Source organism: Prescottella equi (assembly GCF_020171745.1).
GTDB lineage: Bacteria > Actinomycetota > Actinomycetes > Mycobacteriales > Mycobacteriaceae > Prescottella > Prescottella equi_A.
This window is the reverse complement of the sequence record NZ_JAIVAH010000018.1, coordinates 331,665-357,877: the sequence shown is the minus strand read 5'-3', so window position 1 is coordinate 357,877 and position 26,213 is coordinate 331,665. Positions and strand designations below refer to the sequence as shown.

Here is a 26,213-nt window from a genome sequence, read left to right as displayed (position 1 = left end):
TCACCCCGATCGCGGGGTGGCGCCCGTGTCAGTTCGGGGCGGCGATCGCGATGCGTCCGGGCGCGGGCGGCGCGACGGGGGAGTGGGCTTCGAGGTAGGACGTGAGGGCTTCGAGGTCGTTTCCGGCGGAAGCGGGTTCGGTACCACCACGCAACGCGGTGAAGCCGTCGCCGCCATCGGCCAGGAACTTGTTGACCGCCACCCGGTACCGCCCGTCCGGCGTGACGGGGGCGCCGTCGACCCGGAGGCCGGCGATGCGGGTGCCGAGGGGTGCGGCGCGGTCGATGCGGTAGGTCAGCGACGCCGACGGTGCCAGGATCAGTTCCAGCATCGAGCCGTCCGGACGCATCTGGAACTGTTGTTCCAGAACCTCTTTCAGCTGCGCGCCGGTGAGCGTGCGCACCTCCAGCGAGTTGACGAACGGCTGCACCTGGTAGGCGTCGCCGAACGTGACCGTCCCGTCGGCGCCGCGGAGCAGATCGGTCCGCACACCGCCGGGATTGGTGAGGGCGATCTGCGCGCCGCGGCCGCGCGCGGCCGCGAGCTGGGCGTCGGCGATCAGGTCGCCGAGCGGGCTCTCCCCACCCGGGCCGGTCTCCCGAGTGATGTCGGCGGTGACCTCCCCGACCGGCCGCTGGGCCACCTCGGCCGACTGCAGGCCGGCGCGGTCCACGAGGTCGGACACCTTCGGATCCGGCGGGATGTCGTGCGTGACAATCTGATTGAAAGCCTGGGTGCTCGGGCGGTCCACCTCGCCGGTGGCCCGGTCGAGCGTCATGTCGACCACCGACACGATCCGGCCGTGCGAGGCCGCCTGCATCACCGGGCGCGGATCGCCCGCCGGGTCGTCGATGCTGCAGTTGTACTGGGTGTGACTGTCGGCGGTGAAGATCGCGTCCACCAGCGGCGTCGCGCGGGTCGCGATGGTGCGGACCGGGCTGTCGGCGAGGTCGCACGAGTTGGGGCCGCCGGTGGCCTGCTCGTCGCCGCGGTGCAGCAGCACCACGATCGCGTGGACGCCGAGGAAGTCCAACGTCGCGGCGGTCCGGTCGATGGTGGCCAGTTCGTCGCCGAATTCGAGTCCCGCGACGCCGTCGACCGCGACCTTCGACGGGGCGTCGGAGGGCATCACCCCGATCACGCCGACCGGGACGCCGTCGACGTAGTTCACCGCGAACGGCAGCGTCGCGGGGGTGCCGTCGGCGAACGTCATGTTCGCCGCGAGCATCGGGAACTGCGCGCCCGCGTACTCGGATTCGAACTGGCAGCCGTCGACGGTGTGGCAGCCGCCGGTCTGCATCCGCCGGAACTCGCCGAAGCCCTCGTCGAGCTCGTGGGTGCCGACCGAGGCGGCGTCGACGCCCATCGTGTTGAGCAGGTCCACGGTCGGTTCATCGTGAAACAGTGCCGACTCGATGGGGGAGGAGCCCCAGTTGTCGCCCACCGAGTAGAGCAGCGAGTTCGGCGCCTGCCCGCGCAACTGCCGGACGTACGACGCGAGGTACGCGGCCCCGCCGGCGTCGACCGGCGGGCCGTCGGGACGCAGGATCTGCGCCCGTGCCCCCTGCGGCGGCTGCAGGCTGCCGTGCAGGTCGTTGATCGCGAGCAGGCGGACGGGCACCTTGTCGACGTCCGACGGACGCGCCTGCGCGGTGTGGGCGCCGACGGTCAGCGACGTGCCCAACGCGGCCGCGAGGACGATCGCGGAGCCACGTCGGCGGCGTCCGGACAAATCGCTCCCTGGTCGGCACACCGGGACGAGTCTGCCAACGAATCGGTGACGGCGGGCCCGTCGGCCGATAACGGTTGGATTAAGCCGTGGCGGACTCCGCCGGGATCCCGGCCAGTTCCCGAGCCGCCGCCGACGTCGCGAACGCGAGGAACGCGTCGTTCTCGTGAGGATCGCCGATCGTGATGCGCACGCCGTCGACGCCGTAGGGGCGGATCAGCACGCCGGCCTCGGCACTCGCCTCGCCGTACGCGGCGGAGCGCTCGGCCAGCGGCAGCCACACGAAGTTGGCCTGCGTCTCCGGGACGTCGTAGCCGGCCGCCCGGAGCGCGTCGCGGACCCGGTCCCGCTCGGCGACGACGTCGTGGGTGCGGTGCAGCAGTTCGTCGCGGGCGCCCAGGCACGCGATCGCGGCGGACTGGGCCACCGCGTTGACGCTGAACGTGATGTGGACCTTGGCCAGCGCGGTGATGATGGCCGGGTCGGCGATCGCGTAGCCGACCCGCAGCGCGGCCAGGCCGTACGCCTTGGAGAACGTGCGCAGCACCACGACGTTGCGGCGGGTGCGAGCCAGGTCGATGCCGTCGACACCGGACCGGTTGTACTCGAAGTACGCCTCGTCGAGCGCGACGACGACGCGGGCCGGGACGGCGTCGAGGAAGCGCTCGAGCTCCTCGCGGCCCAACGCGGTGCCGGTGGGGTTGTTGGGGTTGCAGACGAAGATCAGGCGGGTGCGGTCGGTGATGGCGGCCAGCATCGCGTCCAGGTCGTGGCCGTGCTCGGGGGTGAGCGGCACCGGGACCGAGACCGCGCCGGCGACCTTGGTCACCACCGGGTACGCCTCGAACGAGCGCCAGGCGTAGATGACCTCGTCGCCCTCGTTGCACGTCGCCTGGACCAGTTCCTGGCACAGCGCCACCGAGCCGCAGCCGGTCGCGATGCTCTCGGTCGGCACCCCGAGCGATTCGGACAGCGCGCGGATCAGCGCGGCCGCGCTGTTGTCGGGGTACCGGTTCGCGACCGCGGCGGCATCCGCGATGGCCTGCGCGACGCCGGGCAGCGGGCCCTGCGTCGTCTCGTTGCTGGCCAGCTTGATGGCCCCGGGATAGCTGCGGCCCGGCACGTAGGTCGGGATGGATTCGAGGTCTGCGCGGGTCACGGGGGTCACGATGCGATTATGCGCCCCGCGATCACGTGCACAGCCGTCGTGGTCGTGCCAAGGTTGATTCATGCCGGGGATCTTCCGGGACGACGCCCCCTTGCGCTCCGACGCCGACGCCCCCGTGGAGTCGCGGGTTCGCGTGCCGCTCACCGCCGTCGAGCCGGATCGACCGGCCCGCGGCGGCATCGTCGTCCTGCACGAATCCCGCGAGTTCAGCCCCGCCCTGCTGGACCTCATGCGCGCGCTCGCCGCGGAGGGCTGGGTGGTGGCGGCCCCGCACCTGTTCCACCACGAGCCCGCGCACAGCGACTCCGAGGTGTTCGGCGAGACCCTCTTCGCCGACTTCGACGCCACCTTCGACTGGCTCGTCGGCCGCGGCGTCTACGCGGACTGCGTCGGCGTCCTCGGCTTCGACGACGCCGGCACCGCCGCGATGCTGGTCGCGACGAACCGTCCGGTCGGGGCCGCGGTGAGCGTGTCGGCGCGCGGCATCGTCCAACCGCTCACCGGTGACACCCCCGCGCTCGTCGACGCGGCGCCGTCGCTCAGGGCGCCCTGGCTGGGTCTGTACGGCGAGGACGACCCGCGCACCCCACCGGAGCACGTCGAGCGGCTGCGGGACGCCGTGGCGAAGGCGGATGCGCCCACCAACATCGTCAGCTACGTCGGACTCGCGCACCGTGCCGACGAACCGCCCGTCCCGGAGCCGTCGGCGGACGACGACGATCCGCTGGTGGTCGCGATTCTCGACGCCCAACGTCGGATCTTCGACTGGTTCGACGGCAATCTGAGATAGGAGATGCCACTGACCAGGCGTTTTGCGTTTGCTGGCGAACTCTGTGTAATGTTTCGCCCGGCGGATCGGAAACGAGCCGGCCCCCAAGGAGGCGTGCCAGAGCGGCCGAATGGGACTCACTGCTAATGAGTTGTCCCCCTCAAAGGGGACCGGAGGTTCAAATCCTCTCGCCTCCGCCACACTGGTCCTTTCGTGGGTCCAGTACAACTGAAGATAGAACATGCGCCCGTAGCTCAACGGATAGAGCACTTGACTACGGATCAAGAGGTTAGGGGTTCGAATCCCTTCGGGCGCACAACAGAAAGCCCCCCACCTGCAGTGATGCAGGTGGGGGGCTTTCTCGTATCCGGGTGTCGGTATCCGCCTTCGGTCAGCGCGAACACTCCGACCCCGATTTGACGGTGCCTGGAGCTGTGACGAATATTGCTCAGGCTAGGCTGGGCTCAATTTGGGTAGTCTGCCCTAATTTCACTCGAAGATGTCACATCGCTTCCCCAAGGAGTGCACCGCTGTGCGACACCGTTTTGCGCCGATAGCCTCGCTGTGCGTCGGACTGGCACTGATCGGCGGGGTGACCGCCTGCAGCACCGACGCTGCCGTCTCCGCGGAGACCGCCGCCACGTCCACGACCACTGCGGCCGAGGACGCGGCGAAGCTCGATGCGGCTGTCGCTCAGTTCCCCGCGACCCCGCCGCAGACCGTGGTGGCAGCGTCCGTTCCTCTCGCGGAGATTCTCACGCTGCTCGACATTCCGGTCGCCGGTGTCCCGTCCACCACGACGCAGCAGCTCCCGGCCGCTCTGGACGGTGTGCCCCGCATCGGTTCGACGATGGCGCCCGACGTGGAGAAGATCGTCGACCTTGCTCCCGACCTGGTCATCGCGGCCGAGTCCTCGCGCAGCACGGTGGAGGCGAGTCTGGCGTCCACCACGACACCGTCGGCGTTTCTCGAGACCGACAGCTTCGGCGACCTGAAGTTCGCGGTGGAGGTGCTGGGCGCCGCCTTCGATCGAACGGATCAGGCCGACAAGATCATCGACTCGATGAACGAGCAGGAGCAGACGCTCGCCTCGGCCGGCGCGTCGACGGACGCCCCGAAGGTGCTGGTGCTGATCGGCGCCACGGATTCGTTCATGGTGATGAACGACAACTCCTTTCTGGGAAGCCTCATCGACCTCTCCGGTGCCGACAACGTCGCGGTGTCGGCGCTGAAGGCGAAGGAAACCTACAGCGCCGTCAATCTGGAGAACATCATCGCGGCGGCGCCGGACGTGGTGCTCGTGCTGCGCTCGGGCAACGTCGCCGACAGCCAGGCCGCCTTCGACGCCGAGGTCGCCAAGAACGCTGCCTGGAAGAGCCTGCCCGCGTACGCAAACGGCCGCATTCACGTGCTGGACTACTCGACTTTCGGCTACACCTCGGTCGGCCAGCTCGCCCAGGCGGTCCCCGCGCTCGCAGGTCTGCTCTACCCGTGAGTTCTCCGTCGGCAGCCACTCGCACCCGGGCGAAGTGGGCCCTCCCCATCGCGTGGGCTCTGCTCGCGGTCGTGACCCTGGTCAGCCTCGGCCTCGGTAGCGTGCACATCTCCCCGGGGGAGATCGTCTCGCTCCTGGCCGGCGGCACCGAGAACGACTCCTTCAGCACGATTCTCTGGGACGTGCGGTTGCCTCGCGTTCTGCTCGCGCTCCTGGTGGGCGCGAGCATCGCGGTGTCGGGTGCGCTGCTCCAGACCGTGATGGGCAACCCGCTCGCCGACCCCGGCCTGACCGGGGTCACGAGCGGCGCCGCCGCGCTCGTCCTGGTAATCCTGTTGGCCGCACCGAGCTACCAGTCGATGATTCCCATCGCCGCGTTCGGGGGCGGTGTCATTGCCGCCGTGATCGTCTACGCGCTGGCCTGGCGGCGCGAGGGGATCAAGCCGCTGAACATCATCCTGGCGGGAGTCGCGGTCAACGCCCTCGCCGGTGCGGTCATCGCGTTCCTGTCGCTGCGCTACAGCGACCGGCTGCCGGCGGCGATCCAGTGGATGAACGGCAGCCTCGCCGCCAAGGGGATGAACTCGGTCTGGATGATCCTGCCCTACACGGTGATCGGTCTCGTGGTCTCCATGCTGTGCATCCGTTCGGCAAACGTCATGCGGTTGGGTGACGACGTCGCGCGCAACCTCGGCGAAGGTGTCAACACCACCCGGATCGTGCTGTCGCTGGTGGCCGTCTTCCTCGCCGCGATCGCGGTGGCGGCGGTCGGGATCATCGGCTTCGTGGGCCTGGTGGTCCCGCATATCGCCCGCATGATCGTGGGATCGAACCATGCCGTGCTCATCCCCATGAGCATCGCCGTCGGCGCCCTGCTGGTGCTGGTCTCCGACACCTTGGGGCGAACGGTGTTCAGCCCGACCGAGATTCCCGCCGGCATCGTCATGGCCGCGGTCGGGGCACCGTACTTCCTGTACCTCATGCGCCGGCAGGGGGCGTAGTGATGCTGCTCGAGGCCCACGAGCTGGGAATCTGGTACGGCGACAAGCAGATCGTCGACGACGTCTCGATCGCCGTCGGGTCCGAGGAGGTGGTGACCCTCATCGGACCGAACGGGTCCGGGAAGTCCACCGTCCTCAAGGCCCTGAGCGGTCGGCTCGCTCCCCGCACCGGGACCGTGCTGCTCGAGGGCTCGGACATGGCGTCGTGGTCGTCGCGGCGACGTGCGCGCGCGATCGGGATGCTCAACCAGAAGAACACGGCACCAACGGATATGACGGTGCGCGAACTGGTCGGCTACGGACGGCACCCGCACCGCCGGTGGTACGAGCGCGGCACCGACGAGGACGGCGAGGCCGTCGACTGGGCCATTGCGCACACCGAGCTGAAGGCCCTGGCGGACCGCCCCGTCGCCGAGCTGTCCGGTGGTGAGGCGCAACGGGCTTGGCTCGCCATGGTGCTCGCGCAACGCCCCCGGGTCCTGCTGCTCGACGAGCCGACCACGTACCTCGACATCGCGCATCAGCACGAGGTGCTCGAGGTGGTCACTTCGCTCAATCGCACGCTGGGCATCTCGGTGCTCATGGTGCTGCACGACCTCAATCAGGCAGCCACCTTCAGCGACCGGATCGTCGCCCTCGCCTCCGGCAGGATCGCGTCCGAGGGCACGCCCAGCGAGGTCCTGACGCCCGACCTGATCCGTGACGTGTACGGCATGGAGGCCGAGGTCGAGGAGCATCCCGTCACCTCGCAGCCCCGCATTCACCTGGTCCGACGGCAATGGAACATTCCCGTGGCCGTTCCTATCTCAGAGGAGAATTGATGCTTTCCGAAACCGAACTCGAACAGTCCCTGGCCGGTTACCGCGATTTTCTCGTCGACCGCAAGACCGTGGTCATCGCGACCACGGACGAGAACGGTCGGCCGTTCCAGTCGATCGCGCCGTTCGCCGGGCACGACGGCTCGCTGTACGTCTACCTGAGTGAGATCGCGGACCACTTCCGGCATCTGAGCCGGGCGGACACCGCGCACGTCTTCTTCCACGCCGACGAGGCCGCTGCCGCCAACATCTTCGGCATGGAACGGGCCAGCTTCGCGTGCACGGTCGAGCGCGTGGAAGAAGAGGGCCACGACGCCGTCTTCGAGAAGTTCGGGGAGAAGTCCAACCCCAAGATGGTCAAGTTGCTGCGTACCCTCGACTTCCATCTCTTCCGCCTGACGCCTCAGGACGGCCGCTACGTCGTCGGATTCGGCAAGGCGTTCGACGTCAGCTTCGACGGTTCCCGCTTCGACCATGTCGTCATCGACAAGAAGCCGGTCACTGCAGAAAACTAGCCGAGACAGAGGTTTTCAACCGTCGCCCAGCTCGTGATCGAGCTGGGCGACAGGCGTTTCGCGGACATTCACCGGACCGGTTCGCGCGGTGCTACTCCGACTTCAGCCACTCGCGCAGCGCGATGCGTGACTGCTCGATCCTCTCGTCCCATGCCTTGCACTGCTCGCACTGCGGGTAGGCGAGGCCGACCGGCCCGACACCCGGCTCCCGGTCGGACCGGGTGATCCGCATCCCGGACGGGCAGTCCAGGAAGTTGTGGTACACCCGCGCCGCCCCTCGTCGAGTCGAGAAATACGGCAGGAACTTCTTCACACCTCACCCCGGGACAACGATCGAAAACCAATGTGCCCTAACGATGCCGTCGGAGGTCCCTATCCGGGTAGGGGACTACGCCCTCACGCTCCAGGGGCTTTTGTCCTGGACAAACCCCGAGGGAGACGCGAGACGCCCCCACCCCGCAGTGTGGGGTGAGGGCGTCCACTTGTGTCGGACGGCCGGCCTACGAGCCGAACGGCAGATCCAGTGAGCCGAAGGAGAAGCCGGCCGAACCGACGGACGAGCCCGTCGACTGCCGCCAGGGGCCGCGGATCGCGACGGTGATGCCGGGGCTCTGGATGTTGGCGTACAGCGTCTGGCCGTCGTGGCTGAACGCCGGGCCGCAGAATTCGCTGTCGTTCAAATTGTTCCGGGCCACCGAGAACGGCTCGCCGCTCTCGGTCACACCGATCAGGTGGCTGACGCCGTCGCCGTCCTCGGCGAGGATCAGGCCGCCGTGCGGCGAGACGGTGATGTTGTCGGGGCCGTCGTAGTTGCCGGTGTCGACGGACGGATCCGGGTTCACCCCGAACAGCGTCTTCAGCTCGACGGTCTGGGTGGCCGGGTCGTAGAACCACACCTGCCCGTCGTGTTCGGCGACGCTGCCGTCGCTGGTGCGGGCGAAGCTGGCGACGAAGTACGCGCCGCCGTCGGCCCACCACTGCCCCTCGAGCTTGCGGCTGCGGGTGACCTGGTCATTGGTGAACTGCTTGCGCACCGAGGTGGTCTTGGCGTCGCGGTCGGGGACGTCGACCCACTGCACGGTGTACTTGACCCCCGGTGTCGCGGCCTGGGCGAGATCGGGCACGTGGGTGCCGTCCTGGAAGCACTTCATCGCCTGCAGGCTGCCGGCGGTGTCCCCGCCCGGCGACTGCGCGAGCGCATGGAACGCGCCCGGGCCGCCGACGAAACCCTGCGGCGGCGTCCACCGGAAGAACAGGCCGTTGGGGCTGCCCGCGTCCTCGGTGAGGTAGACGGCGCTCGACGACGGATCGACCGCCACCGCCTCGTGCGCGTACCGCCCGAGGAACTTCAGCGGGATCGGGCTCTTGCCGACGTTCGCGGCCTGGCTCGCGGGGTCGACCTCGAAGACGTAGCCGTGGGTCTTGGTGAAACCGTTCGAGCCGGCGCGCGCCTCGGTCTCCTCGCACGTGAGCCAGGTGCCCCACGGGGTGATGCCGCCCGCGCAGTTGTTCACCGTGCCCGCGACGCTGACGTACTGGGCCTGGCGCGCACCGCTGCGGTCGAGCGTGGTCGTGGTGGTGCCGCCGCGGGCCCCCGGGTCGTAGGTGAGGCCGTCGACGGCCGGGACGCCGTACGGTTCGCTGCCGCCGACCTCGTGGTTGGTGACGATGGTGGTGTGGTTGCCCGTCGCGAACACGCCGTTGGCATCGGGGTCGCTGGGGAACGGGACGCCGCCGTCGAGCAGCGTCTCACCGGATCGGGAGACGATCGTGTACGAGAACCCCTTGGGGAGCGCGAGGATTCCGGCGGGGTCGGCGACGAGCGGGCCGTAGCCGATCGCGCCGGCGGGCGCGGCGCCCGCGACGGCGGGTCGGAACAGGGTGCCGACGCTGCCGGCGAGGGTCACCCCGATGCCGGCCAGGGCGGTGCGCTCGAGGAACGTGCGGCGGTTGAGCGGTGACATGGGCACGGTGCGGCCTCCCTTTTGATGATCAAGGTCGGGAGCACCGTAGGTCGGCAACCACAACGGCAGAATGCGACCGGATGGCCGGTCGATGAACCGGGCCGGAACTTCATCGCACCGCTTCCTGCGTCCGTGCCGATCCGGTTGTTTCACAGGTGGTTCCGGGCCGCGCAACGAAAATCCCCCACCGGCATCGCCGGTGGGGGATTTCGGTATGAGGGCGGCGGCATGCGCCGGCGCCGCGGGCCCGGATCAGCTGAAGGAAGCCAGCGTTCCCAGCACGCCGAGGATCGTGGCGACCGCCGTCAGTGCGCTGGCGATGCCGCTCACGACCGGCTTGATCTCGGTGACGGACGTGGCGAACTCGGAAGAACTCATGACTGCTTCCCATCCATGTGTTTGGTTGATCGCGCGAACCGCGCGCTCGCAAGTTACCTCACGGTAGGGAAAAAGTGTGAGCCTCCCCTGGAATTCACCCCTGATATCAGCCGTGCCGGGCCGTCAGGTCACTTGCTCCAACTCGAGGGCAGGACCGCCGCGACGGTGCCGAGGGCCAGCGCGGTGAAGACGACCAGCCAGAAGATCGCGAAGGGGGATCGGCCGAGGCCGACGGCGATCGCGCCGGGGATCAGCGACAGCAGGACGAACGTCATCGCCACCGCCACCCGGGAGGAGGCTGCGTGTGTTTCGGACCAGCCGTGACGCCGGTCGTTCACGGAAACAGTCATGTTCTCGCCCCGCTTCGAACGCCTCTATCGAGTGACCCTACGCCGGATCGCGTCCGAATCCGACCGGGTGAGCCGGGGCGGAGGGCGGACCCGGGACGCCACGCCCGGGTCCGCTCTCGCCGCGATCAGGCCGCGGTGCCGGCGGTGGGCATCAGCCGCGCCAGGACGTCGGCGAGGGTGATGAGCCCGATCAGGTTCCCGTCGCCGTCGCGGACGACCGCGATGTGGCTGCGGGTGTTCCGCATGGTCGCGAGCGCCTCGTAGACCGGGGTCGCCGACTCGAGCGTGAGCACGTCGCGCATCAGGTCGCGGGCGCGGGTGCCGGGCGCCGCTCCGAGGCTGTCGCGCACGTGCAGCACACCGGCGACGGTGTCACCGGCGCGGACCAGCAGACGCAGGTGCCCACTGCGGTCCGCGGCCGCACGGATCCGGTCGACCGGGGCGTCGGGTGCGACGCTGCTCGGTCGGTCGTTGGGTCGGACGATGTCGCCGACGGTGAGCGACTCGAGTTCGAGCGCGCTCGCCAGGTGCCCGTGATAGCGCTCGTCGAGGGTGCCGACGGTCGCCGAGTGCTCCACGAGGTGGCGCAGCGCCTCGGGGTCCTGACCCGACGCCACCTGGTCCACCGGCTGCACGCCGACCTTGACCAGGCACCAGTTCGCGGCCCGGTTCAGGACCACGATCAGCGGCCTTGTGAGCCACATGAATCCGCGCATCGGGATCGCGAGCATCGTGGCCGACTTCTCGGGGTGGGCGATGGCCCACGACTTCGGCGCCATCTCACCGACCACGAGGTGCAGGAACGTCACGATGAGCAGTGCGAGCACGAAGCCCGCGACGTCGGCCAGCCACAGCGGCGCGCCCCAGTCCGCGAACGCGGGGGTGAGCCAGTGGTGCACAGCCGGTTTCGTCACCGCGCCGAGCGCGAGGGTGCAGACGGTGATGCCCAGCTGTGAGCCGGCCAGCAGCACCGACAGCTCCGACGCGCTGCGCAGCGCCGCTCGGGCCGAGCGGCTCGTCGGCGCGGCGTCCTCGAGGCGGTGCCGGCGGGCGGCGATGAGCGCGAACTCGACCGCGACGAAGAACGCGCTCGCGGCGATCAGCACGACGGTGACGGCGAGGACGATCCAGGGGTTACTCATCGACGGCGTCCTTCCGGTCGCTGCGGACGGTCACGAACAGCGTGGACGGCACGTGCTTGTCGATCGCGCGGACCTCGGCGTGCAGGTACGTCGGCGGTGGTGGCTCGTCGGCGACGAGATCCGCCGGGTCGGCGGGCAGTCGCACGGTCACGGTGTCGCCCACTCGCGGCAACCCACCGAACTCGGCGATGACCAGGCCCGCGAGCGTCTCGTAGTCGTCGTCCTCGGGCAGGTGCTCGTCGAGCACGCGGGCGACCTCGTCGACGTGCACGCCGCCGGGGATCAGCCAGCCGCCGTCGACGGCCTGCACCTCGGTCTCCTCGTGGTCGGGGTCGTGTTCGTCGGCGATCTCGCCGACCAGTTCCTCCGCCATGTCCTCGACGGTGACGACGCCGGCGAAGCCGCCGTACTCGTCGATCACCAGCGCCATCTCGTCCTTCGCGGCGGTCAGCTGGGCCAGGACGTCGGGCAGGGGCAGCGTCGTCGGCACGATCACGGCCGGGCGGGCGTGATCGGCCGCGGTGCCGGCCGGGTCGGCGCCGAGCAGGTCGTGCAGGTGCACGACGCCCCGCAAGTCGTCGCTGCTGGTGCCGACGACGGGGTAGCGGGTGTGCCCCGAGCCCATGCGGGAGAGGACGTCGGCGATCGGTTCGTCCGCGCGGACGACGTCGACCCGCGCCCGCGGGATCATCGCGTGCTCGGCGGCACGGGTGGGGAAGTCGAGGATGCGGTCGAGCAGCGTGGACAGCTCGCGCGGCAGTTCGCCGGCGTCGCGGGACTCGGCCACGATGTGCTCGAGGTCGCGCGGGGTCGCCGAGTGCTCGACGTCGTGCACCGGTTCGATCTTGAGTGCGCGCAGCAGCAGGTTCGACGACTGGTCGAACAGCCAGATCAGCCAGCCGAACAGCTTGAGGTAGAGCGTGGTCGACAGCGCGAGGCGGCGTGCGACCGGTTCGGGGCGGGCGATGGCGAGGTTCTTCGGGAACAGCTCGCCGAAGACCATCTGCACGACGGTGGAGAACAGCACCGCGAGGATCGCGCCGACGGCGATGCCGACGCCGGTGGGGATGCCGACGCCGCCCAGCAGCTCACCCAACCCGCGGCCGATCAGGGGTTCGGCGACGTAGCCGACGAGCAGGCCGGTGACGGTGATGCCGAGCTGGGCGCCGGAGAGCATGAACGAGGTGCGGCGGGTGACGCCCAGGGCGCGGGCCGCGGCCGCGTCGCCGGACTCGGCGCGGGCCTTGAGCCGGGATCGGTCCACGGCCATGTAGGCGAATTCCTGGGCCACGAAGTAGCCGGTCAGCGCGGTGATCGCCAGGACGACGGCGACACCGGCGACGATTCCGAGCAGAGTCAGCACGTGGACACCTCCACAGCGGTGGTGTCAGTGATGATCACACGTCGGACGACGGGTCTTCGAGGTTTGCGGGGCCTGCGTTTCATAGCCTTCTTTCTCTGTCGGTGAGCACGTCCTACAAAAATAGGACGAATCGCCCATGTGGATGGTTCCCGAAGTCTGCGATCCGATGCGGGGGCGCCTAGCCTCGGACCGAGATCCGGACGCCCGGGTCGTGCCGAGTTGAGGAGAGCCCGTGACGACGACGTCGACGCCCATCGCGCTGGGACCCGCGCCCGACGACCTGCTCGTGGACGCCGTCGTCCGCGGCGGCGGACGCGTCGTCGACCTGACCGACGCCGAGGCGCTCGTGTGGGCCGGCGACGACACGACGCGCTTCCCGGCGGAGCTGCCCGACTCGATCCGCTGGGTGCAGCTGCACTCGGCCGGCGTGGAGCACTGGTTCGACGCCGGGGTGATCCAGCGGCACCCCGACCTGGTGTGGACGTCGGCGGCCGGCGCGTTCTCCGCGACCGTCGCCGAGCACGCGTTCACGCTGCTGCTGGCGGGGGTGCGGGCGCTGCCCGAGCACCTGGCCGCGACCACGTGGCGGCAGCGGGAGTTCTTCGGCAAGGTCGGCACGCTGCGCGGCGCCCGCGTCGCGATCATCGGGGCCGGCGGCATCGGGCGCGCGATGATCCCGATGCTCACCGCGGTGGGGGCCGTGGTGATCGCGGTGAACCGTTCCGGCCGGCCGGTGCCCGGGGCCGACGAGGTGGTGACCGCCGACCGGGTCGACGAGGTGTTCGGCCGCGTCGACCACGTCGTCGTCGCGGCCCCGGCCACCGCCGACACCCGGCACCTGGTCGGCGCGCCGCAGCTCGCGAAGCTCGGGCCCCGGTCGTGGGTGATCAATGTGGCCCGCGGCCCGCTGGTCGACACTGATGCCGTCGTGGAGGCGTTGCACGAGAACAGGATCGGCGGCGTGGGGCTCGATGTGACCGATCCGGAGCCGCTGCCCGACGGCCATCCGCTGTGGACGCTGCCCAACGCGATCGTCACCCCGCACGACTCGAACCCGCCGTCGGTCCGGGCGGGCGCATTCGCCGATCACGTCCGCGAGAACGTGCGACGTTTCGTCGCGGGCGAGGAACTGGTGGCGCGGATCGACCCGGTGGCGGGCTACTGACGTCGATCCTGTTGCCGCCTGCGAACTTCCGATCGGCCGGCTGTCACCGGAGCGCGATCGCGAGCGACCGGGAGGCGGTCTGCGCGGCGTCGAAGAGGATCGGCGTGAACTGTTCGAGCTTCGTGATGCGCGCGTCGCCACACAGCGAGATCGCCGCGACGGGGCGGTCGTGGTGGCGGAGTGCGACACCGGCACAGGCGATACCGTCGACGGACTCGCCGCGTCCGAACGCCAGGCCCCGGCGGCCGCGGATCTGTCCCAGTTCGTGGTGCAGCGTGGGGAGATCGGTGGCGGTGCTGTCGGCGTAGAGCAGGTCGACCCGTTCGGGATCGAGCCACGCGAGCATCGACCTGCCCCCGGCCGTCGCGTGGGCGGGGCCGCGGCCTCCGACGCGGGTCGGCACTGCCGATGCGGTGCGCCCGCCGACCTTGTCGAGGTAGACGCTGTGACCCTGGTCCAGGACGGACAGGTGGACCACCAGTCCGGTGTGCAGGTGCAGTTCGTGCAACAGCGGCGCGGCAGCGGCGCGGATCTCGCCGTGGCCACCGTCCCCGTGGGCGAGCCCGAGCGCCCGTCGGCCGAGGCAGTAGCCGGACGCCAGGTGATCCAGCCAATCGAGTCGGACGAGACTGTCGAGAATGCGGTGCACCGTCGACCGTGGCAGTCGTGTGCGCCGGACCACCTCGTCGAGTGAGAGGCGTGCACCGCGGGAGTCGAACGATTCGAGGATCAGCGTCGTGCGCTCGATCATGGAGACCGGTGGTTCGCAGCGCCCGGACCGTGGGGACAGCCGCATCCCCGCATTGCCGACAGTCACCGTCACCTCCACGCCCGGCCTTCTTGGTCAGTCGTTTGGTCGATCTGACGAAGAGATCTTGGCCCAGAAAGCAGTTGAAGGGTAGGCGTCCTGCCCACCAGGTGGACCGGAAGGGCGGCGGCCACGAAGTTTCTGATCGAAATATCTCGCTCACCGGTCATCGGTGGTTCGTGCTCGACGCGGCCGATCTAGCTTCGGCCGCATGACGGAGACATCCAGCCAGAACCTGCCCCTGCACGGGAAGACCGCACTGATCATCGGCGGCGCCGGCGGCATCGGCGGTGCCGGTGCGCGGGCACTGCTCACCGACGGTGCGTCGGTGACGATCATTAGCCGCGACGAGGCGCGGATCGCGGCGTTCGCGGCCGAACTCGCCGCCGAGGCGCCGGCCGGTGCGACGGTCCGGCACATCGCCGGCGACTCGCTGGTCGAGGACGACGTGACCGCCGCCGTCGCGCACGCGAGCGGGGACGCCGGCCTCGACATCTGCGTCAGCACCGTCGGCCGGGGCAGCACGACGCCGTTGCTGCTCAACGACGCCGAGAGCTTCACGAACGAACTGCGGATCAACGTCACCAGCGCCTTCGTTGCGATCAAGGCGTGTGTTCCGGCGATGGCCGCGGCCGGTGGCGGGTCGATGGTGTTCACGTCCTCGGTGATCGCCGCGCAGAGCTTCCCGTACATGAGCGGCTACTGCGCGGGGAAGGCCGGTCTCGAGGCGCTGGTGCGCACGGCCGCAGACGAATTCGGTCATCTCGGGATCCGGATCAACTGCATCCGGCCCGGGCTGGTGAACTCGCCCGACAATCCCAAGGTGGCCGCGAGCTTCGCCGGGGACCGGCCGACCGCGTTCCTGGAGCAGACGCCGCTCGGCCGGCTCGGGGCCCCCACCGACATCGCCGGGGCGATCCGCTTCCTGGCCGGGCCGGAATCGTCCTGGGCGACCGGCACGTTCGTGACGGTCGACGGCGGCGCCCACCTGCGCCGGGCCCCGGACGTGCAGCAGCGGCTGCGCCAAGAGCTCGGCGACGAGGTGGTGGACACCATCCTCGCCGGACGTATCCCCGAATCGGTCCGGTAGGAAACGGCTTTCGCGTCAGGGGGTGGCGACCGGCAGCACCGTGCCCTGGGCGACGGCGCACAGGCGCGCGCTGCCGTCGTCGGCGATCATCTCGAGTCGGCACGTGCACACCGCGCGTCGGCGTCCGGCGTGGACGACCCGCGCGGTGGCGCGCAGCGTGCGTCCCTGCGCCGGTCGCACGTACTCGATGGTCATGCCGCCGGTGAGGACGCCCGGCCCGAGGACGGTGCCGGCCGCATAGGTGAGGGTGTTGTCGGCGGCGTAGGCGAGCACCCCGCCGTGCAGGAAACCGTTCTGCTGCAGCAGGTCCGGTCGGGCATCGACCTCGAGCACGGCGCCGTCCTCGTCGAACGAGACCAGCCGGGCGCCGAGGAGCACGCTGAACGGTTGCGACGCCAGGTGCGCGCGGGCGTCGTCGAGATCGAGTCGGTCGGTGGTCACGATCGCACCTCCTGCCGGGGCGACCAGTGGTCGAGCAGCGCCGCGAACGTCTCGCACGCGGAATCGGACAGCCCGTACGGCGATTCCAGGTGCAGACTGAGCGGGAACCCGAGGTCGCCGACGCCGTCGAGTACCCGTCTGTAGAGGTCGACGAGAGCGTCCCGGCGCGGCTCGGGTGGACTCGCAGCGAGGCGCGCGACGAACGCCTGTTCCCGTGCGACCTCGTCGTTGCCGTCGTCGTGCAGGAGCCAGTCGATCAGTCCCACCCGGGTCTCGACGCCGGGGACGAAACCGAACGACAGCAGGATCTCCGGGCGGTGCTCGGTACGGGCGGCGAAGGCGCGCAGGAACGCCACGATCCGCTCGGAGTACAGCAACTGGGTGAGTGCGAACGTCGCACCGTGCGCGCACTTGGCGGCGAACCGGTCGAGTTCGCCATGGCGCGTGGGGATCAGCACCACTCCTCGGTGTGCGGTCTCGTCCCGGAACTGGATCAGCGCCTGCTGTGGTGTGGGTCCCGGGGCGTCGGCAGTGGGCAGTCCGTGCGGCTTGCCGACGAAGATGATGCCGTCCATCCCGGCGTCGCTCAGGTTCCGAACCCGTTCGGCCAGGGCGGCTTCGGTCTCGAAGACGGTGACCTGGGTGCACAGCCCGGACACGGATCCGGCCACCGGCCGCAACGCCTTCCAGAAGTCCAGGACGTCCAGTCGGGGGGTCAGTGGCACCGGGCGTTCCTCCTCCGCGACGATGCCGGGAAGCAGCACATGCCCGAGGCGGTCCAGCAGTCCGTGCCGGCGACAACGTTCGCCCACCGCCCGTGCCACATCGTCGGCCGCTGCGGTCCGCTCCGGTGGCGCGAGCTCCAGCGCCACCGTGTTCAAGGCGTTCAAGGCGTTCAAGGGCGTTCGGCCGTCGCCAGCCACGCCGGCACGCGCAGGCGCCCGCGGTCGTCGACCTCCATGTCCGCGGCGGCGGCCGCGACCGGGGAATCCGGCTGCGCGGTCATCTCGTCTCGGGTGAATGCGGTGGTGTAGGTGGTGGATTCGATGCCGCGCACGGTCCATCCCGCCGCGGTGAGGGTGTCGCGGAGATTGTCTTCGGTGATGCGGTACGGCCCGGGGAACGCCTCGGGCACCCGATCCGAGAAGCACACCACGTGCAGACGCGCCTGCGGTCGGCACGCCCCGAACAACGACGCCACGTAGCGATGGCGCTGGTCCTCGGGGAAGCAGTGGTAGAGGGCGCTGTCGATGACCGACACGAAACGGCCGGCGTAGTCGGACAGGTCGGTCGCGTCGGCCACCTCGAACTCGACCCCGCGCTCCATCCCGCGTTGCCGGGCGCGTTCGCGGGCGATCTCGATCGCGGCCGGTGCCGCGTCCAGCCCCAACACCCGGTAGCCGCGGGAGGCGAGAAACAGCGCGTTCTCGCCTGGCCCGCAACCGATGTCGAGCACCTCGCGGGCGAACTGGCCGCTCGACTCGAGGGCCCGCACCACCGGCTGGGCCTCGCCGATGTCCCACGGCACCCGGTCGAACGTGAACCCGGGAGAGGTCTGCTCCCGGCCGGTGTCGAGCGCGTCGAAGTCGCCGCGGTACAGCGCGTCGAAGTCGTTCGGGCTGGGCGGGGGAGGCGTTTGGGGGACATCGGCATTCATGAACTGTTCCTTTCCGGCTTGGCCGTCTTCCGATCCCGCGGAGCGGCCGGGGTGCGGGCGCGCACGGTGAGCGTGTTGCACTGCTGCCGGGTGTGGATGCGCTCGCACCCCAGTTGCTCGAGCAGGATTGCGAACTCGTCCGGGGTGAACATCCGGGCGCCGCCGAAACGCCCGATCCGATCGGTGAGCGGACCCGCGAGGGCGGCGGCGGGCCCCTCGGGCCGGGCCGGGACCATCAGCAGCAGCGGGCCGCCCGGCACCACGATCCGGATCATCTCCGCGAGGGCGTCGACGGGCTCGGGAACGAGCATGACCACCAGCGTCGCGCAGGCCGCGTCGGCGCAGTGGTCGCGCAGCGGCAGGCGGGTCGCGTCGGCCCGTAGCAGCCCCATGTTGGGCCGGGCCTGGCGGGCCGCCCTCGCGAGCATCGGACCGGACAGGTCGAGTCCGACGGCGAGCCCGTGCGGTCCCACCGCGTCGGCCAGGCCCGTGGTGACGTTGCCCGGGCCGCATCCCACGTCCACCACGGTCTGCCCGGGTTGCAGGCGGAGTTGGTCGGCGACGGTGGCGGTGCCGGGGGCGAGCACCGACGACAGCACCCGGTGCGCCCGCTGGTACATCGCCGCGCCCAGGGCCGTCTGCCACGCCGCCTGCGCGCGACCCGGCGGGGGCACCCTCTCGCCGGGCAGCGTGTCCAGATAGCCCTCGGCCGACGGCGTCCACTTCACGTCCGGCCGCAGCAGTTCTTCGAGTCTCGGGACGGTCGCACGCGTCGAGATCGGCTTCGGTTCCGACGATCGATCCACGCGGATCATCTCCCTGGGCGACGGGGGCCGCCCCGGCGTCGCGCGGGCGGCCAGTCCGTTACCGATGGTACCGAGAAACGCGGTGCGATACGGCGGTCTCCCGCATCATGGGGAACATGATCATCGAGAGGAAGTCGGTCGTCGATGCACCGGCGCACCGGGTGTGGGCGCGGGTGGTGACCCCGGACGGCATCAACGACGAGATGCGGCCCTGGATGACGATGAGCATCCCGCGCCGGCTCGGTCCGGTGACCATCGACACCGTCCCGGTCGGTGTCCCTCTGGGCCGGGCGTGGCTGCGTCTGTTCGGAATCGTCCCATTCGACTACGACGCGCTCACTATTGCGGAACTCGAACCGGGACAACGGTTTCACGAGAAGTCGACGATGCTGAGCATGCGGCGCTGGGAACACGAGCGAACCGTGATACCCGTCGGCGACGGCCGCGCCGCCGTGCACGACCGGCTCACGTTCGAGCCGAGGCTCGCGGTCCTGACGCCCGTGGTCACTGCGATCGTGCGAGCCTTCTTCGAGCACCGACACCGTCGGCTTGCGCGACACTACGAGTCCTGACTGTCGAGGCTGAGATCGAGATGAACGAGAACGACAACCTGACGCTGCAGGCCGGCGATGCCCGAGTCGAGATCTCGCCGCAGCACGGCGGCACCATCACCAGGCTCGTCGTCGCCGGAACCGAACTGCTCGAGCCGGGCGAACGGCACGGATCCTTCCCGATGGCACCCTGGTGCGGGCGAATCCGTAACGGGCAGTTGTCCGTCGGATCGGTGACGCATCAGTTCCCGCTCAACGCGGCTCCGCACGCCATTCACGGCACGGTGCGGGATCGTGCGTGGGACGTCGCCGACGTGTCGGGCACGCGGGCGACATTGTGCCAGGAACTGGCCCCGCCGTGGCCGTTCGCCGGGCGGGGGACCCAGTCGTTCCGCCTGACCGAGGACTTCCTGGAGCTGTCCATGGAGGTGACGTCCGCTGCGGATTCCTTTCCCGCCCAAGTCGGGTGGCATCCGTGGTTCAAACGCGTCGCGCGCAGCGGCACCGAGCCCGTCCGAATCGATTTCGCGCCCGACTGGCAGGAACTGCGCGGACCGGACTACCTGCCGTCGGGTGAACGGATCGCCCCGCGGCCGGGACCGTGGGACGACTGCTTCGGGATGGTCGACGGCGTGCGTGTGGTGCTCACGTGGCCCAATCTGCTCCGGTTGGAGGTCAGCAGCGCCGAACAGTGGGTGGTGGTCTACGACATGGAAGCCGACGCCGTCTGCGTCGAGCCGCAATCGGGACCACCCAACGGGGTCAACTCGATGCCGCGACTCGTGACACCGGAATCTCCGCTGGCCGCCACCTGTCGGTGGACGTGGACGCGTCTCCAGGAGCGGCCGGCGGCCGACTCGGGGTAGCGCGCACGCCACCCCGAAACGGTCGCGTGGGCTAGCGCGTTTCGCGGCTCGCCCCCGTGAAGTGGAGGTATGACAACTGCACCGTCAGTCCCGACTCCCACCGTCCGCGACGATGCCGAGCGCAGGCGCGGAGTCGGCTGGTTCCTCGTTCTCGCCTTCGGCGCATCCTGGGTTCCGTGGGCGATCGTGTGGGCGGCCGGATACTCGCTCGACGATCCGATCGTCCAACTGCTCACCGCGGCGTTCGTACCCGCGCTTGCCGCGATCGTCACCCGCCGCTGGATCACTCGCGAGGGGTTCGCCGACGCAGGGCTGAGGCTGCGGCTGTCCACGGGGTGGTCGTCCTATTCGATCGCCGCGCTCCTGCCTATCGGCATTCTCGTGACAGCATCGATGCTCGCGGCGGCAACCGGAGTGTGGGACGTCGCCGAGTGGCAGTTCGGGCGGGACGATCTGGTGTTCGTGGCGGTCGCACTGGTGGTGCCCGTGGTGGCTGCGCCGATCTTCTGGGGAGAGGAATTCGGCTGGACCGCTTACCTGCGCGACCGGCTGGTGCCGGGCAGGCCCGTCGCGACGACATTCGCGACCGGACTGATCTGGGGCGTGTGGCACTGGCCGCTGCCGTGGGTGGGGTACTTCGGTGCCGGCGGTACCGCGACCGACGCGGTGATCGCGATGTTGTTGTGGCTCCCGCTGTCGGTGCTGCTCGAGTTCGTGATCGGTTGGCTGTGGAGTCGCAGCGGATCGGTGTGGCCGTCCGCCATCCTGCACGGCGGCAGCAATCTCGTGGTGGCCGTCGGTCTCGAGCGTTTCGTGGGCTCGGGTGGTCACGCGAGTGCCGTTACGCTCCTCATGTGCGCTGCCTACGTTCCCGTCGTCGTCTGCATCGTGGGGACGTCGATCATGCGTGAGCGTCGGAAGCAGAAGGTGGGGGCGGCGCTGTGACCGGCAGTGTGGCCGCAGCCCTGCGTACCGGCCCGCGATACCTCGGCACCCGGTGGCCGTGGAGGTCGCTCGCGTGCCTGGTCGTGGCCGGCATCCTCTCGTGCGCCACCGTGATCGGCATCGTGCCGGTCGTGTTGCTGGGGCTCACGCGTCGACTGCGGACGGCGCTGTGGGAGCCGATGCTGCGAGCGCACTGCGCGCGGCTGAGGCTGATCGATCCGTCGATCGCGGAACGCGCGGAGGCGGAGGTGCGGACATCCGCGGACGAGCAGCGGCTGCCCACGGTCCGGCACGTCGCATACATTCTGGGCGCGGCGGTGTCCGGCGGGGTCGCCGCCCTCCTGGCCGTATTCGCCGTCACCATCGTCGGGATGCTCCTCGCCGCGCCGCTCGTCATTCGCGACGACTACTTCGATCTCGGGGTGTGGACCGTCGAAACCAGCTCGGGTGCTTGGGTTCTGGCGGCATCCGGCCTGGTGGTCCTGGTGCTCCTGGCTGTTGTCGTCGGCGGTTGGGCGGCCTTCGAGTCGCAGCTGGCCCGGCTGCTCCTCGGTGTCGATGCCGACCCGTGGCGTCTCGAGGCGGCCCGACTGGAGACGACCCGTTCCGCGCTGCTCGACGCCGAGGGGTCCGAGCGGGCGCTGCTCGAATCGGAACTGCACGACCGGGTCCAGCACCGGTTGGTCGCGCTGTCGATGAGTCTCGGATTGGCGGAGGCCGCCGACGCGGACGGACCCGCGGGCCGGCTCGCCGCCGACGCGCACCGCCAGGTGGACGAGACGCTCGCGGAGCTGCGTGCCGTGCTGCTCGGGTACTCCCCGCGGGCGCTGATCGAACGCGGGCTCGCGCCTGCGCTCGCGGATCTGGTCGCGGACGTCCCGCTGGACGTCGATGTCCGACTCGACGGGTTGTCCGGTCGGCGGTTGCCCGCGCCCGTCGAGCACATGTCGTACGTGCTCGTGTCGGAGGCCCTGACGAACGCGGTGCGGCACGCGCAGGCGCAGCACGTCACGGTGCGCGGAGATCGCGCCGGCGGTATGTGGCTGTTGACTGTCGCCGACGACGGCGTGGGTGGCGCGCAGCTTTCGGTCGGGCGCGGGCTCGACAGGCTGCGTGGTCGCCTCGGTGCCCTCGACGGAATCCTCACCGTGACGAGCCCGGTCGGGGGGCCGACGACGATCCGAATGGAGTGCCCGGTGTGACAGCGACGGAACGGACACTGCGCATCGTGCTCGCCGAGGACAGCCCGCTGCTCAGGGCGGGAGTGGAGAGCGTGCTCGCCTCCGCCGGACACGACGTGTGCGCCGCCGTGGGCGATGCGCCGACACTGCTGCACGCGTGGGAGGCGTACCGGCCGGACCTCGTCGTCACCGATGTCCGCATGCCGCCCACCAACACGGACGACGGGCTACGGGCGGCGGCCGCGATCCGGAAACGGGAGCCGACGCTGCCCATTGTCGTGCTGTCGCAGTACGTCTCGGTGGCGTATCTGGACGAGCTGCTCGACGACACCGCCGAGGGTGGTGTCGGCTACCTCCTGAAGGAGCGGGTCGGACACGTCCGCCAGTTCCTCGACGCGGTGGCACGGGTAGCGCGCGGAGAGACGATCATCGATCCGGACGTCGTGCGGGCACTCGTCAAGGCGACCAGGAGCCGGGGCCCGCTCGCGGCCCTGACTCCGCGCGAGCGGGAGGTGCTCGCACTCGTCGCCGAGGGGTACACCAACGCCGGCATCGCGCAACGGTTGACGGTGTCCGAGGCTGCGGTGCGCAAGCACATCGGGTCCATCTTCTCGAAGCTGCCGCTGGAGGACGGCGACCGCCGCGTGCAGGCCACGCTCGTCTATCTGCGATCCCTCGGATGACAGTGGGCCGCTGCGGCAGACGCGTCAGCCCGACATCCCCGTCCGCCACGTCGGATACTGCGGCACCCACCCGAGCTTGCGCGCCTTGGCATTCGACGCACCCCGGCCCGTTCCGGGACTGAGTCCGACGGGTTCCTGTCCGCCCACCCAGCGGCAGAAAACCGGCAGCCATTCGTCCGGTCCGGCCGGTTCGTCGTCGACGACGTTGACGATGCCGGTGGGCCAGTCGAGTGCGGCGACGGTCGGTGCGACGGTGTCCGCGATGTGCAGGAAACTCTCGATTCCGTTGCCGGTGAACACCCCGTCCCGGGCGGCGCGGCCGAAGTCGCCGTCGGGGGAGTACCACGTGCCGGGGCCGTACAGCTTGCCGTAGCGCAGGATCACGTGGTTCGGGATCTCCGTCGACGTGTGTTCCATCGCGGCCACGCCCTCGACGGTGCGGGCGCTCGGTCCGGTGGCCGCCATCAGCGGCACGGTCTCGTCGGCCAGGCCGTCGCCGTCGGCGTACAACCACGCGATGCTCTGGGTGACCAGTCGCTGCACGCCGTACCGGCGCATCGCGTCGACGAGGTTGCGGGTGCCGACGATGCGCAGTTCCGCGTTGGCCTCGAGGTCGACGGCGGACAGGTCGGTGAGCTGGTGGATCACCGCGTCGGGCCGGGCCTCGGCGACCGCGTGTTCCACCGACGCCAGGTCGAAGGCGTCCATCCGGACCACGGCGGCGCCCGCGTCGCGCAGTTCGGGACGGGAGTCCGGATTGCGGGAGGTGCCGACCACCTCGTGGCCCTGCGCGATCAGTTCCCGGGTCAGCGGCAGTCCGACGACGCCCCCGGCGCCGGCGACGAGGATCCTCATGTCGACGAGCCTAGGAAACTCTCGGCGCCGCCGCCGGTTTCGCGGCCGATTCGAGACCGATCACGCGATCCGCAGCGCGGCCTGCACCCGATCCGCCGCTTCCGCCGGATCCTCGTGCTCCCAGATCCGCACCACCTGCCAGCCGGCGGCCGCGAGCCGGGCGTCGGTGTCGCGGTCGCGAACGACGTTGGCGGCCAACTTGTCCGCCCACCACTGCGCGTTGTTCTTCGGGGAGGTCGCGTGCTGCGGGCAGCTGTGCCAGAAGCAGCCGTCGACGTACACCGCGACGCGCTTGCGGGGGAACACCAGATCGGCGCGCCGGCGCAGCCCGCGCAGCGGTGCCCGGTCGACGAAGAACCGGGCGCCGCGGCGGTGCAGTTCGCGGCGCAGGGCCACCTCCGGCGCGGTGTCGCGTCGTCGCTGCGCCCGCATCCGGGCGCTGGTCAGGGGATCCGTCGAGGGCATCGACACCATCCTCGCACCGGGATCAGGCAACCGCCTCCGGGTACCCGCCCATCCGGTCGAGGTGGCTCTCGATGTCGTCGAGGAAGCCGGGCACGAACCGCAGGCTGCCCGTGCGGGCCCGCTTGAGGAAGCCGGCGGTGGCGCGTGCGGACAGCAGCTGTGAGTGCTCGAGGAAACCGCTCAGGTCCTCGTACGGCTCCTGCACCGGCCAATGCGACTCGTGCACCCGGAACGCCTGCCGGTTGTGTCCCCACGCGGCGCTGGGCCAGGCGTCGCCCGGCTTCAGCGGCGTCTCGTGGTCGGGGCTGTATTCGATCCGGTCGACCAGGCGCCCGCCTACCCACTCGGCCATCCGCACGCTCACCGCGTTGCCGACCAGGCGCCAGCGGTGCCCGTGGCGGATGCCCTTGAGCTCGGTGGCGGGGGCGGTCCAGTCGGGGTCGAAGCCCTGCAGGCGTTCGGCGTCGATCAGGCCGGGCGTGACGATCTCGCCGGACGGCAGCCGCACCGCCGGCGGCGACGCGATCCCCACCGTCGACCCACCCTTGAGCGTGGGCACCGCGTTGACGGCCCAGCCGAGCCCGCGGATGCCCTCGGTCCAGTAGAAGCCGCACGGGTACTGCGACGGGTCGCCCTCGTCGGGGACGCCCGCGTCCTGGCTGAACAACACCTCGCGGGGGTCGTCGGTGCGCGACGCCAGCATCAGCACCCGCTGACGGCGCTGCGGCAGGCCGAACGCGCGCGCGTCCACCACCCGGTACGCCCAGGTGTAGCCGAGGTCCTCGAGTGCGTCGGTGATGTGCCGCATCGCGGCGCCGCGGCTGAGGTTGAGCATGAACGGGACGTTCTCGATCAGCAGCCAGCGCGGGCCCTTCTTGCGCTTGACCAGACGGAACACCTCGTCGACCAGGCCGGAGCGGGCGCCGGTGATGCCCGCCGTCTTCCCCGCCTGGGACAGGTCCTGGCACGGGAAACCCGCGGCGACCAGCTCGGTGCCCTGCGGCAGCGAGCGCAGCCGGGTGACGTCACCGTGCAGTTCGACGCCCGCGAACCGGGTACGCAGAACCTGCTGGGCGCCGGGGTCGATCTCGCACAGCAGCTCGGTTTCCCAGCCGTGGCTGCGCAGGCCCAACTCCACCCCGCCGATGCCGGCGAACAGCCCAACCATGTTCCCCGTCGACGTCACGGCACCCTTCCTCACGCACAGATACAGGAGCACGTTACTCGAGTCCTCCGGGGTGGCCGCGTCACACTCTGCGAACCGTCGCCGACCCGCACCCGACGGAGACGGGTCGCCGATCGCCCCGTTCCGGCGCTCTTGCCGACAGGGCTGACCCGGTTGAGGGAGCGTTGAGGAGCGCAGTGCCGCCGACCGCGCCAGGGCAGCAGCGCCGGGGGTGGATACGGGACGATGCCCCGATTCGCTCGGCAAGTGGATGAGTGGCTTGCGGCGACGCCGCGTTCTCCTACTCGGTGGAACCCCGGCACACACAGCGCTACGCACTTCGAGTTGGCTGAAAGTGCGGCAGCATTCGCGGTGCATTGACGTCACCGTTCACCATCGGTGGTCGGCCGATAGCCAGAATCCTGCAAATTTCGGCTCTCTGTAGATGCTTCCAGCAAATGGCGGAACTGTGACGCATGTCATGGGCATCATGACTCAGCCCGCCGTCCGGTGCGCGGGAATCGGCAACAGGCAGGAACGTCTGAGTGTGCGTGCCATCGAACCAACTCGACCACACGGTGCGAGCCCGCTCTGCGACACCAATCCGCTCGAGAACTCTCGCCGTTGGAGCACACAGATTTCCGAACTCACATAGCCGCGCCGCGGCGCCGTCGAGGGGGCTGCGATCGACCCCGTGTCTGAGGAAACCACTGCCACGATCCCCGCTACCTGAGCGTAAAGACCACCACCACACCACCACCGCGTCGGCGGAGTTCGAGTGGCGTCCAGATAGTCCGCAGTTCGAGCGGTTGTGCGCAGGCAGCCGCCATTCCGATCAGTTCG

Annotated in this window: 28 protein-coding genes and 2 tRNA genes; 14 read left to right on the top strand and 16 right to left on the bottom strand. The window is 70.0% G+C overall.

Annotation, left to right across the window (positions count from 1 at the left end):
• Positions 1-28: 28 nt before the first annotated feature.
• Positions 29-1,732, bottom strand: a complete 1,704-nt coding sequence (locus tag LCL87_RS16565; protein WP_225021504.1) for a bifunctional metallophosphatase/5'-nucleotidase — start codon at positions 1,730-1,732, stop codon at positions 29-31.
• A 79-nt stretch (positions 1,733-1,811) separates the two neighbouring features.
• A complete protein-coding gene (hisC, locus tag LCL87_RS16560) occupies positions 1,812-2,897 on the bottom strand; it encodes a histidinol-phosphate transaminase (RefSeq protein ID WP_225021501.1) in 1,086 nt (361 codons plus the stop codon).
• A gap of 61 nt (positions 2,898-2,958) precedes the next feature.
• On the opposite strand from hisC, the gene LCL87_RS16555 reads away from it, so the two are divergent.
• From LCL87_RS16555 to LCL87_RS16525, 7 genes are all read left to right on the top strand, one after another.
• Entirely contained in the window at positions 2,959-3,687 is a 729-nt protein-coding gene (locus LCL87_RS16555) for a dienelactone hydrolase family protein (RefSeq protein WP_225021499.1), read from the top strand.
• 87 nt (positions 3,688-3,774) lie between these two features.
• Positions 3,775-3,866: transfer RNA gene (locus tag LCL87_RS16550), tRNA-Ser, on the top strand.
• A gap of 43 nt (positions 3,867-3,909) precedes the next feature.
• A tRNA-Arg gene (locus LCL87_RS16545) sits at positions 3,910-3,982 on the top strand.
• A 216-nt stretch (positions 3,983-4,198) separates the two neighbouring features.
• Positions 4,199-5,161: an ABC transporter substrate-binding protein gene (locus LCL87_RS16540; protein WP_225021497.1), complete on the top strand. Its 963-nt coding sequence runs from the start codon at positions 4,199-4,201 to the stop codon at positions 5,159-5,161.
• On the top strand, positions 5,158-6,162 hold the full coding sequence (locus tag LCL87_RS16535; RefSeq protein WP_225021495.1) for an iron ABC transporter permease: 1,005 nt from the start codon (positions 5,158-5,160) through the stop codon (positions 6,160-6,162). Before LCL87_RS16540 ends, LCL87_RS16535 begins: the two co-directional genes overlap by 4 nt.
• 2 nt (positions 6,163-6,164) lie before the next feature.
• On the top strand, positions 6,165-6,983 hold the full coding sequence (locus LCL87_RS16530; protein ID WP_225021592.1) for an ABC transporter ATP-binding protein: 819 nt from the start codon (positions 6,165-6,167) through the stop codon (positions 6,981-6,983).
• On the top strand, positions 6,983-7,495 hold the full coding sequence (locus LCL87_RS16525; protein ID WP_225021493.1) for a pyridoxamine 5'-phosphate oxidase family protein: 513 nt from the start codon (positions 6,983-6,985) through the stop codon (positions 7,493-7,495). The genes LCL87_RS16530 and LCL87_RS16525 overlap by 1 nt, the downstream gene beginning before the upstream one ends.
• 91 nt (positions 7,496-7,586) lie before the next feature.
• Here the strand turns inward: LCL87_RS16525 and LCL87_RS16520 are convergent, their stop codons facing one another.
• The 6 genes from LCL87_RS16520 to LCL87_RS16500 form a co-directional block, all read right to left on the bottom strand.
• Positions 7,587-7,808: a hypothetical protein gene (locus LCL87_RS16520; protein ID WP_225021492.1), complete on the bottom strand. Its 222-nt coding sequence runs from the start codon at positions 7,806-7,808 to the stop codon at positions 7,587-7,589.
• A 187-nt stretch (positions 7,809-7,995) separates the two neighbouring features.
• A complete protein-coding gene (locus LCL87_RS16515; protein WP_225021489.1) occupies positions 7,996-9,465 on the bottom strand; it encodes an alkaline phosphatase PhoX in 1,470 nt (489 codons plus the stop codon).
• A gap of 246 nt (positions 9,466-9,711) precedes the next feature.
• Positions 9,712-9,837 carry a hypothetical protein gene (locus LCL87_RS25930; protein WP_510850785.1) on the bottom strand — a complete coding sequence of 42 codons (126 nt, stop codon included), beginning with the start codon at positions 9,835-9,837 and terminating at the stop codon, positions 9,712-9,714.
• Positions 9,838-9,965: 128 nt separating this feature from the next.
• Positions 9,966-10,187, bottom strand: a complete 222-nt coding sequence (locus tag LCL87_RS16510; RefSeq protein ID WP_225021488.1) for a hypothetical protein — start codon at positions 10,185-10,187, stop codon at positions 9,966-9,968.
• A gap of 125 nt (positions 10,188-10,312) precedes the next feature.
• Positions 10,313-11,329 carry a hemolysin family protein gene (locus LCL87_RS16505; RefSeq protein WP_225021486.1) on the bottom strand — a complete coding sequence of 339 codons (1,017 nt, stop codon included), beginning with the start codon at positions 11,327-11,329 and terminating at the stop codon, positions 10,313-10,315.
• Entirely contained in the window at positions 11,322-12,692 is a 1,371-nt protein-coding gene (locus tag LCL87_RS16500; protein WP_225021484.1) for a hemolysin family protein, read from the bottom strand. The genes LCL87_RS16505 and LCL87_RS16500 overlap by 8 nt, the downstream gene beginning before the upstream one ends.
• 232 nt (positions 12,693-12,924) lie before the next feature.
• On the opposite strand from LCL87_RS16500, the gene LCL87_RS16495 reads away from it, so the two are divergent.
• The gene (locus tag LCL87_RS16495) at positions 12,925-13,857 is read left to right on the top strand and encodes a D-isomer specific 2-hydroxyacid dehydrogenase family protein (RefSeq protein ID WP_225021482.1); all 933 of its coding nucleotides are present in this window, start codon (positions 12,925-12,927) and stop codon (positions 13,855-13,857) included.
• A 43-nt stretch (positions 13,858-13,900) separates the two neighbouring features.
• Here LCL87_RS16495 and LCL87_RS16490 read toward each other — a convergent pair whose 3' ends face one another.
• Complete coding sequence (locus LCL87_RS16490; protein ID WP_225021480.1) at positions 13,901-14,674, bottom strand: IclR family transcriptional regulator; 774 nt, start codon at positions 14,672-14,674, stop codon at positions 13,901-13,903.
• A 202-nt stretch (positions 14,675-14,876) separates the two neighbouring features.
• Between LCL87_RS16490 and LCL87_RS16485 the strand changes: the two genes are divergently transcribed.
• Entirely contained in the window at positions 14,877-15,755 is an 879-nt protein-coding gene (locus tag LCL87_RS16485) for an SDR family oxidoreductase (RefSeq protein ID WP_225021478.1), read from the top strand.
• 15 nt (positions 15,756-15,770) lie between these two features.
• Here the strand turns inward: LCL87_RS16485 and LCL87_RS16480 are convergent, their stop codons facing one another.
• Genes LCL87_RS16480 through LCL87_RS16465 form a run of 4 tightly spaced genes read right to left on the bottom strand, consistent with a single transcriptional unit; the run spans position 15,771 to position 18,659 of the window.
• Positions 15,771-16,196 carry a PaaI family thioesterase gene (locus LCL87_RS16480; protein WP_225021476.1) on the bottom strand — a complete coding sequence of 142 codons (426 nt, stop codon included), beginning with the start codon at positions 16,194-16,196 and terminating at the stop codon, positions 15,771-15,773.
• Positions 16,193-17,086 (bottom strand): mycobacterial-type methylenetetrahydrofolate reductase, encoded by an 894-nt coding sequence (locus LCL87_RS16475; RefSeq protein WP_225021474.1) that lies wholly within the window; start codon positions 17,084-17,086, stop codon positions 16,193-16,195. The genes LCL87_RS16480 and LCL87_RS16475 overlap by 4 nt, the downstream gene beginning before the upstream one ends.
• 5 nt (positions 17,087-17,091) lie before the next feature.
• Complete coding sequence (locus tag LCL87_RS16470) at positions 17,092-17,853, bottom strand: class I SAM-dependent methyltransferase (RefSeq protein ID WP_225021472.1); 762 nt, start codon at positions 17,851-17,853, stop codon at positions 17,092-17,094.
• A complete protein-coding gene (locus LCL87_RS16465; RefSeq protein ID WP_225021470.1) occupies positions 17,850-18,659 on the bottom strand; it encodes a methyltransferase domain-containing protein in 810 nt (269 codons plus the stop codon). Before LCL87_RS16465 ends, LCL87_RS16470 begins: the two co-directional genes overlap by 4 nt.
• A gap of 116 nt (positions 18,660-18,775) precedes the next feature.
• Here LCL87_RS16465 and LCL87_RS16460 point away from each other — a divergent pair, with 116 nt between their 5' ends.
• From LCL87_RS16460 to LCL87_RS16440, 5 genes are all read left to right on the top strand, one after another.
• Positions 18,776-19,231 carry an Rv1443c family protein gene (locus LCL87_RS16460; protein WP_225021469.1) on the top strand — a complete coding sequence of 152 codons (456 nt, stop codon included), beginning with the start codon at positions 18,776-18,778 and terminating at the stop codon, positions 19,229-19,231.
• A gap of 20 nt (positions 19,232-19,251) precedes the next feature.
• On the top strand, positions 19,252-20,076 hold the full coding sequence (locus LCL87_RS16455) for an aldose epimerase family protein (protein WP_225021466.1): 825 nt from the start codon (positions 19,252-19,254) through the stop codon (positions 20,074-20,076).
• A 69-nt stretch (positions 20,077-20,145) separates the two neighbouring features.
• Positions 20,146-21,021 (top strand): type II CAAX endopeptidase family protein, encoded by an 876-nt coding sequence (locus LCL87_RS16450; RefSeq protein ID WP_225021465.1) that lies wholly within the window; start codon positions 20,146-20,148, stop codon positions 21,019-21,021.
• On the top strand, positions 21,018-22,223 hold the full coding sequence (locus LCL87_RS16445; protein ID WP_225021462.1) for a histidine kinase: 1,206 nt from the start codon (positions 21,018-21,020) through the stop codon (positions 22,221-22,223). Before LCL87_RS16450 ends, LCL87_RS16445 begins: the two co-directional genes overlap by 4 nt.
• Positions 22,220-22,885 carry a response regulator transcription factor gene (locus LCL87_RS16440; RefSeq protein WP_225021460.1) on the top strand — a complete coding sequence of 222 codons (666 nt, stop codon included), beginning with the start codon at positions 22,220-22,222 and terminating at the stop codon, positions 22,883-22,885. Before LCL87_RS16445 ends, LCL87_RS16440 begins: the two co-directional genes overlap by 4 nt.
• A gap of 24 nt (positions 22,886-22,909) precedes the next feature.
• Here LCL87_RS16440 and LCL87_RS16435 read toward each other — a convergent pair whose 3' ends face one another.
• From LCL87_RS16435 to LCL87_RS16425, 3 genes are read right to left on the bottom strand one after another with little or no spacing between them, the layout of a single operon-like run.
• The gene (locus LCL87_RS16435; protein ID WP_225021459.1) at positions 22,910-23,740 is read right to left on the bottom strand and encodes an NAD-dependent epimerase/dehydratase family protein; all 831 of its coding nucleotides are present in this window, start codon (positions 23,738-23,740) and stop codon (positions 22,910-22,912) included.
• A gap of 60 nt (positions 23,741-23,800) precedes the next feature.
• Positions 23,801-24,205 carry a very short patch repair endonuclease gene (locus tag LCL87_RS16430; RefSeq protein WP_225021457.1) on the bottom strand — a complete coding sequence of 135 codons (405 nt, stop codon included), beginning with the start codon at positions 24,203-24,205 and terminating at the stop codon, positions 23,801-23,803.
• A gap of 22 nt (positions 24,206-24,227) precedes the next feature.
• Entirely contained in the window at positions 24,228-25,391 is a 1,164-nt protein-coding gene (locus LCL87_RS16425) for a DNA cytosine methyltransferase (protein ID WP_225021455.1), read from the bottom strand.
• Positions 25,392-26,213 lie beyond the last annotated feature (822 nt).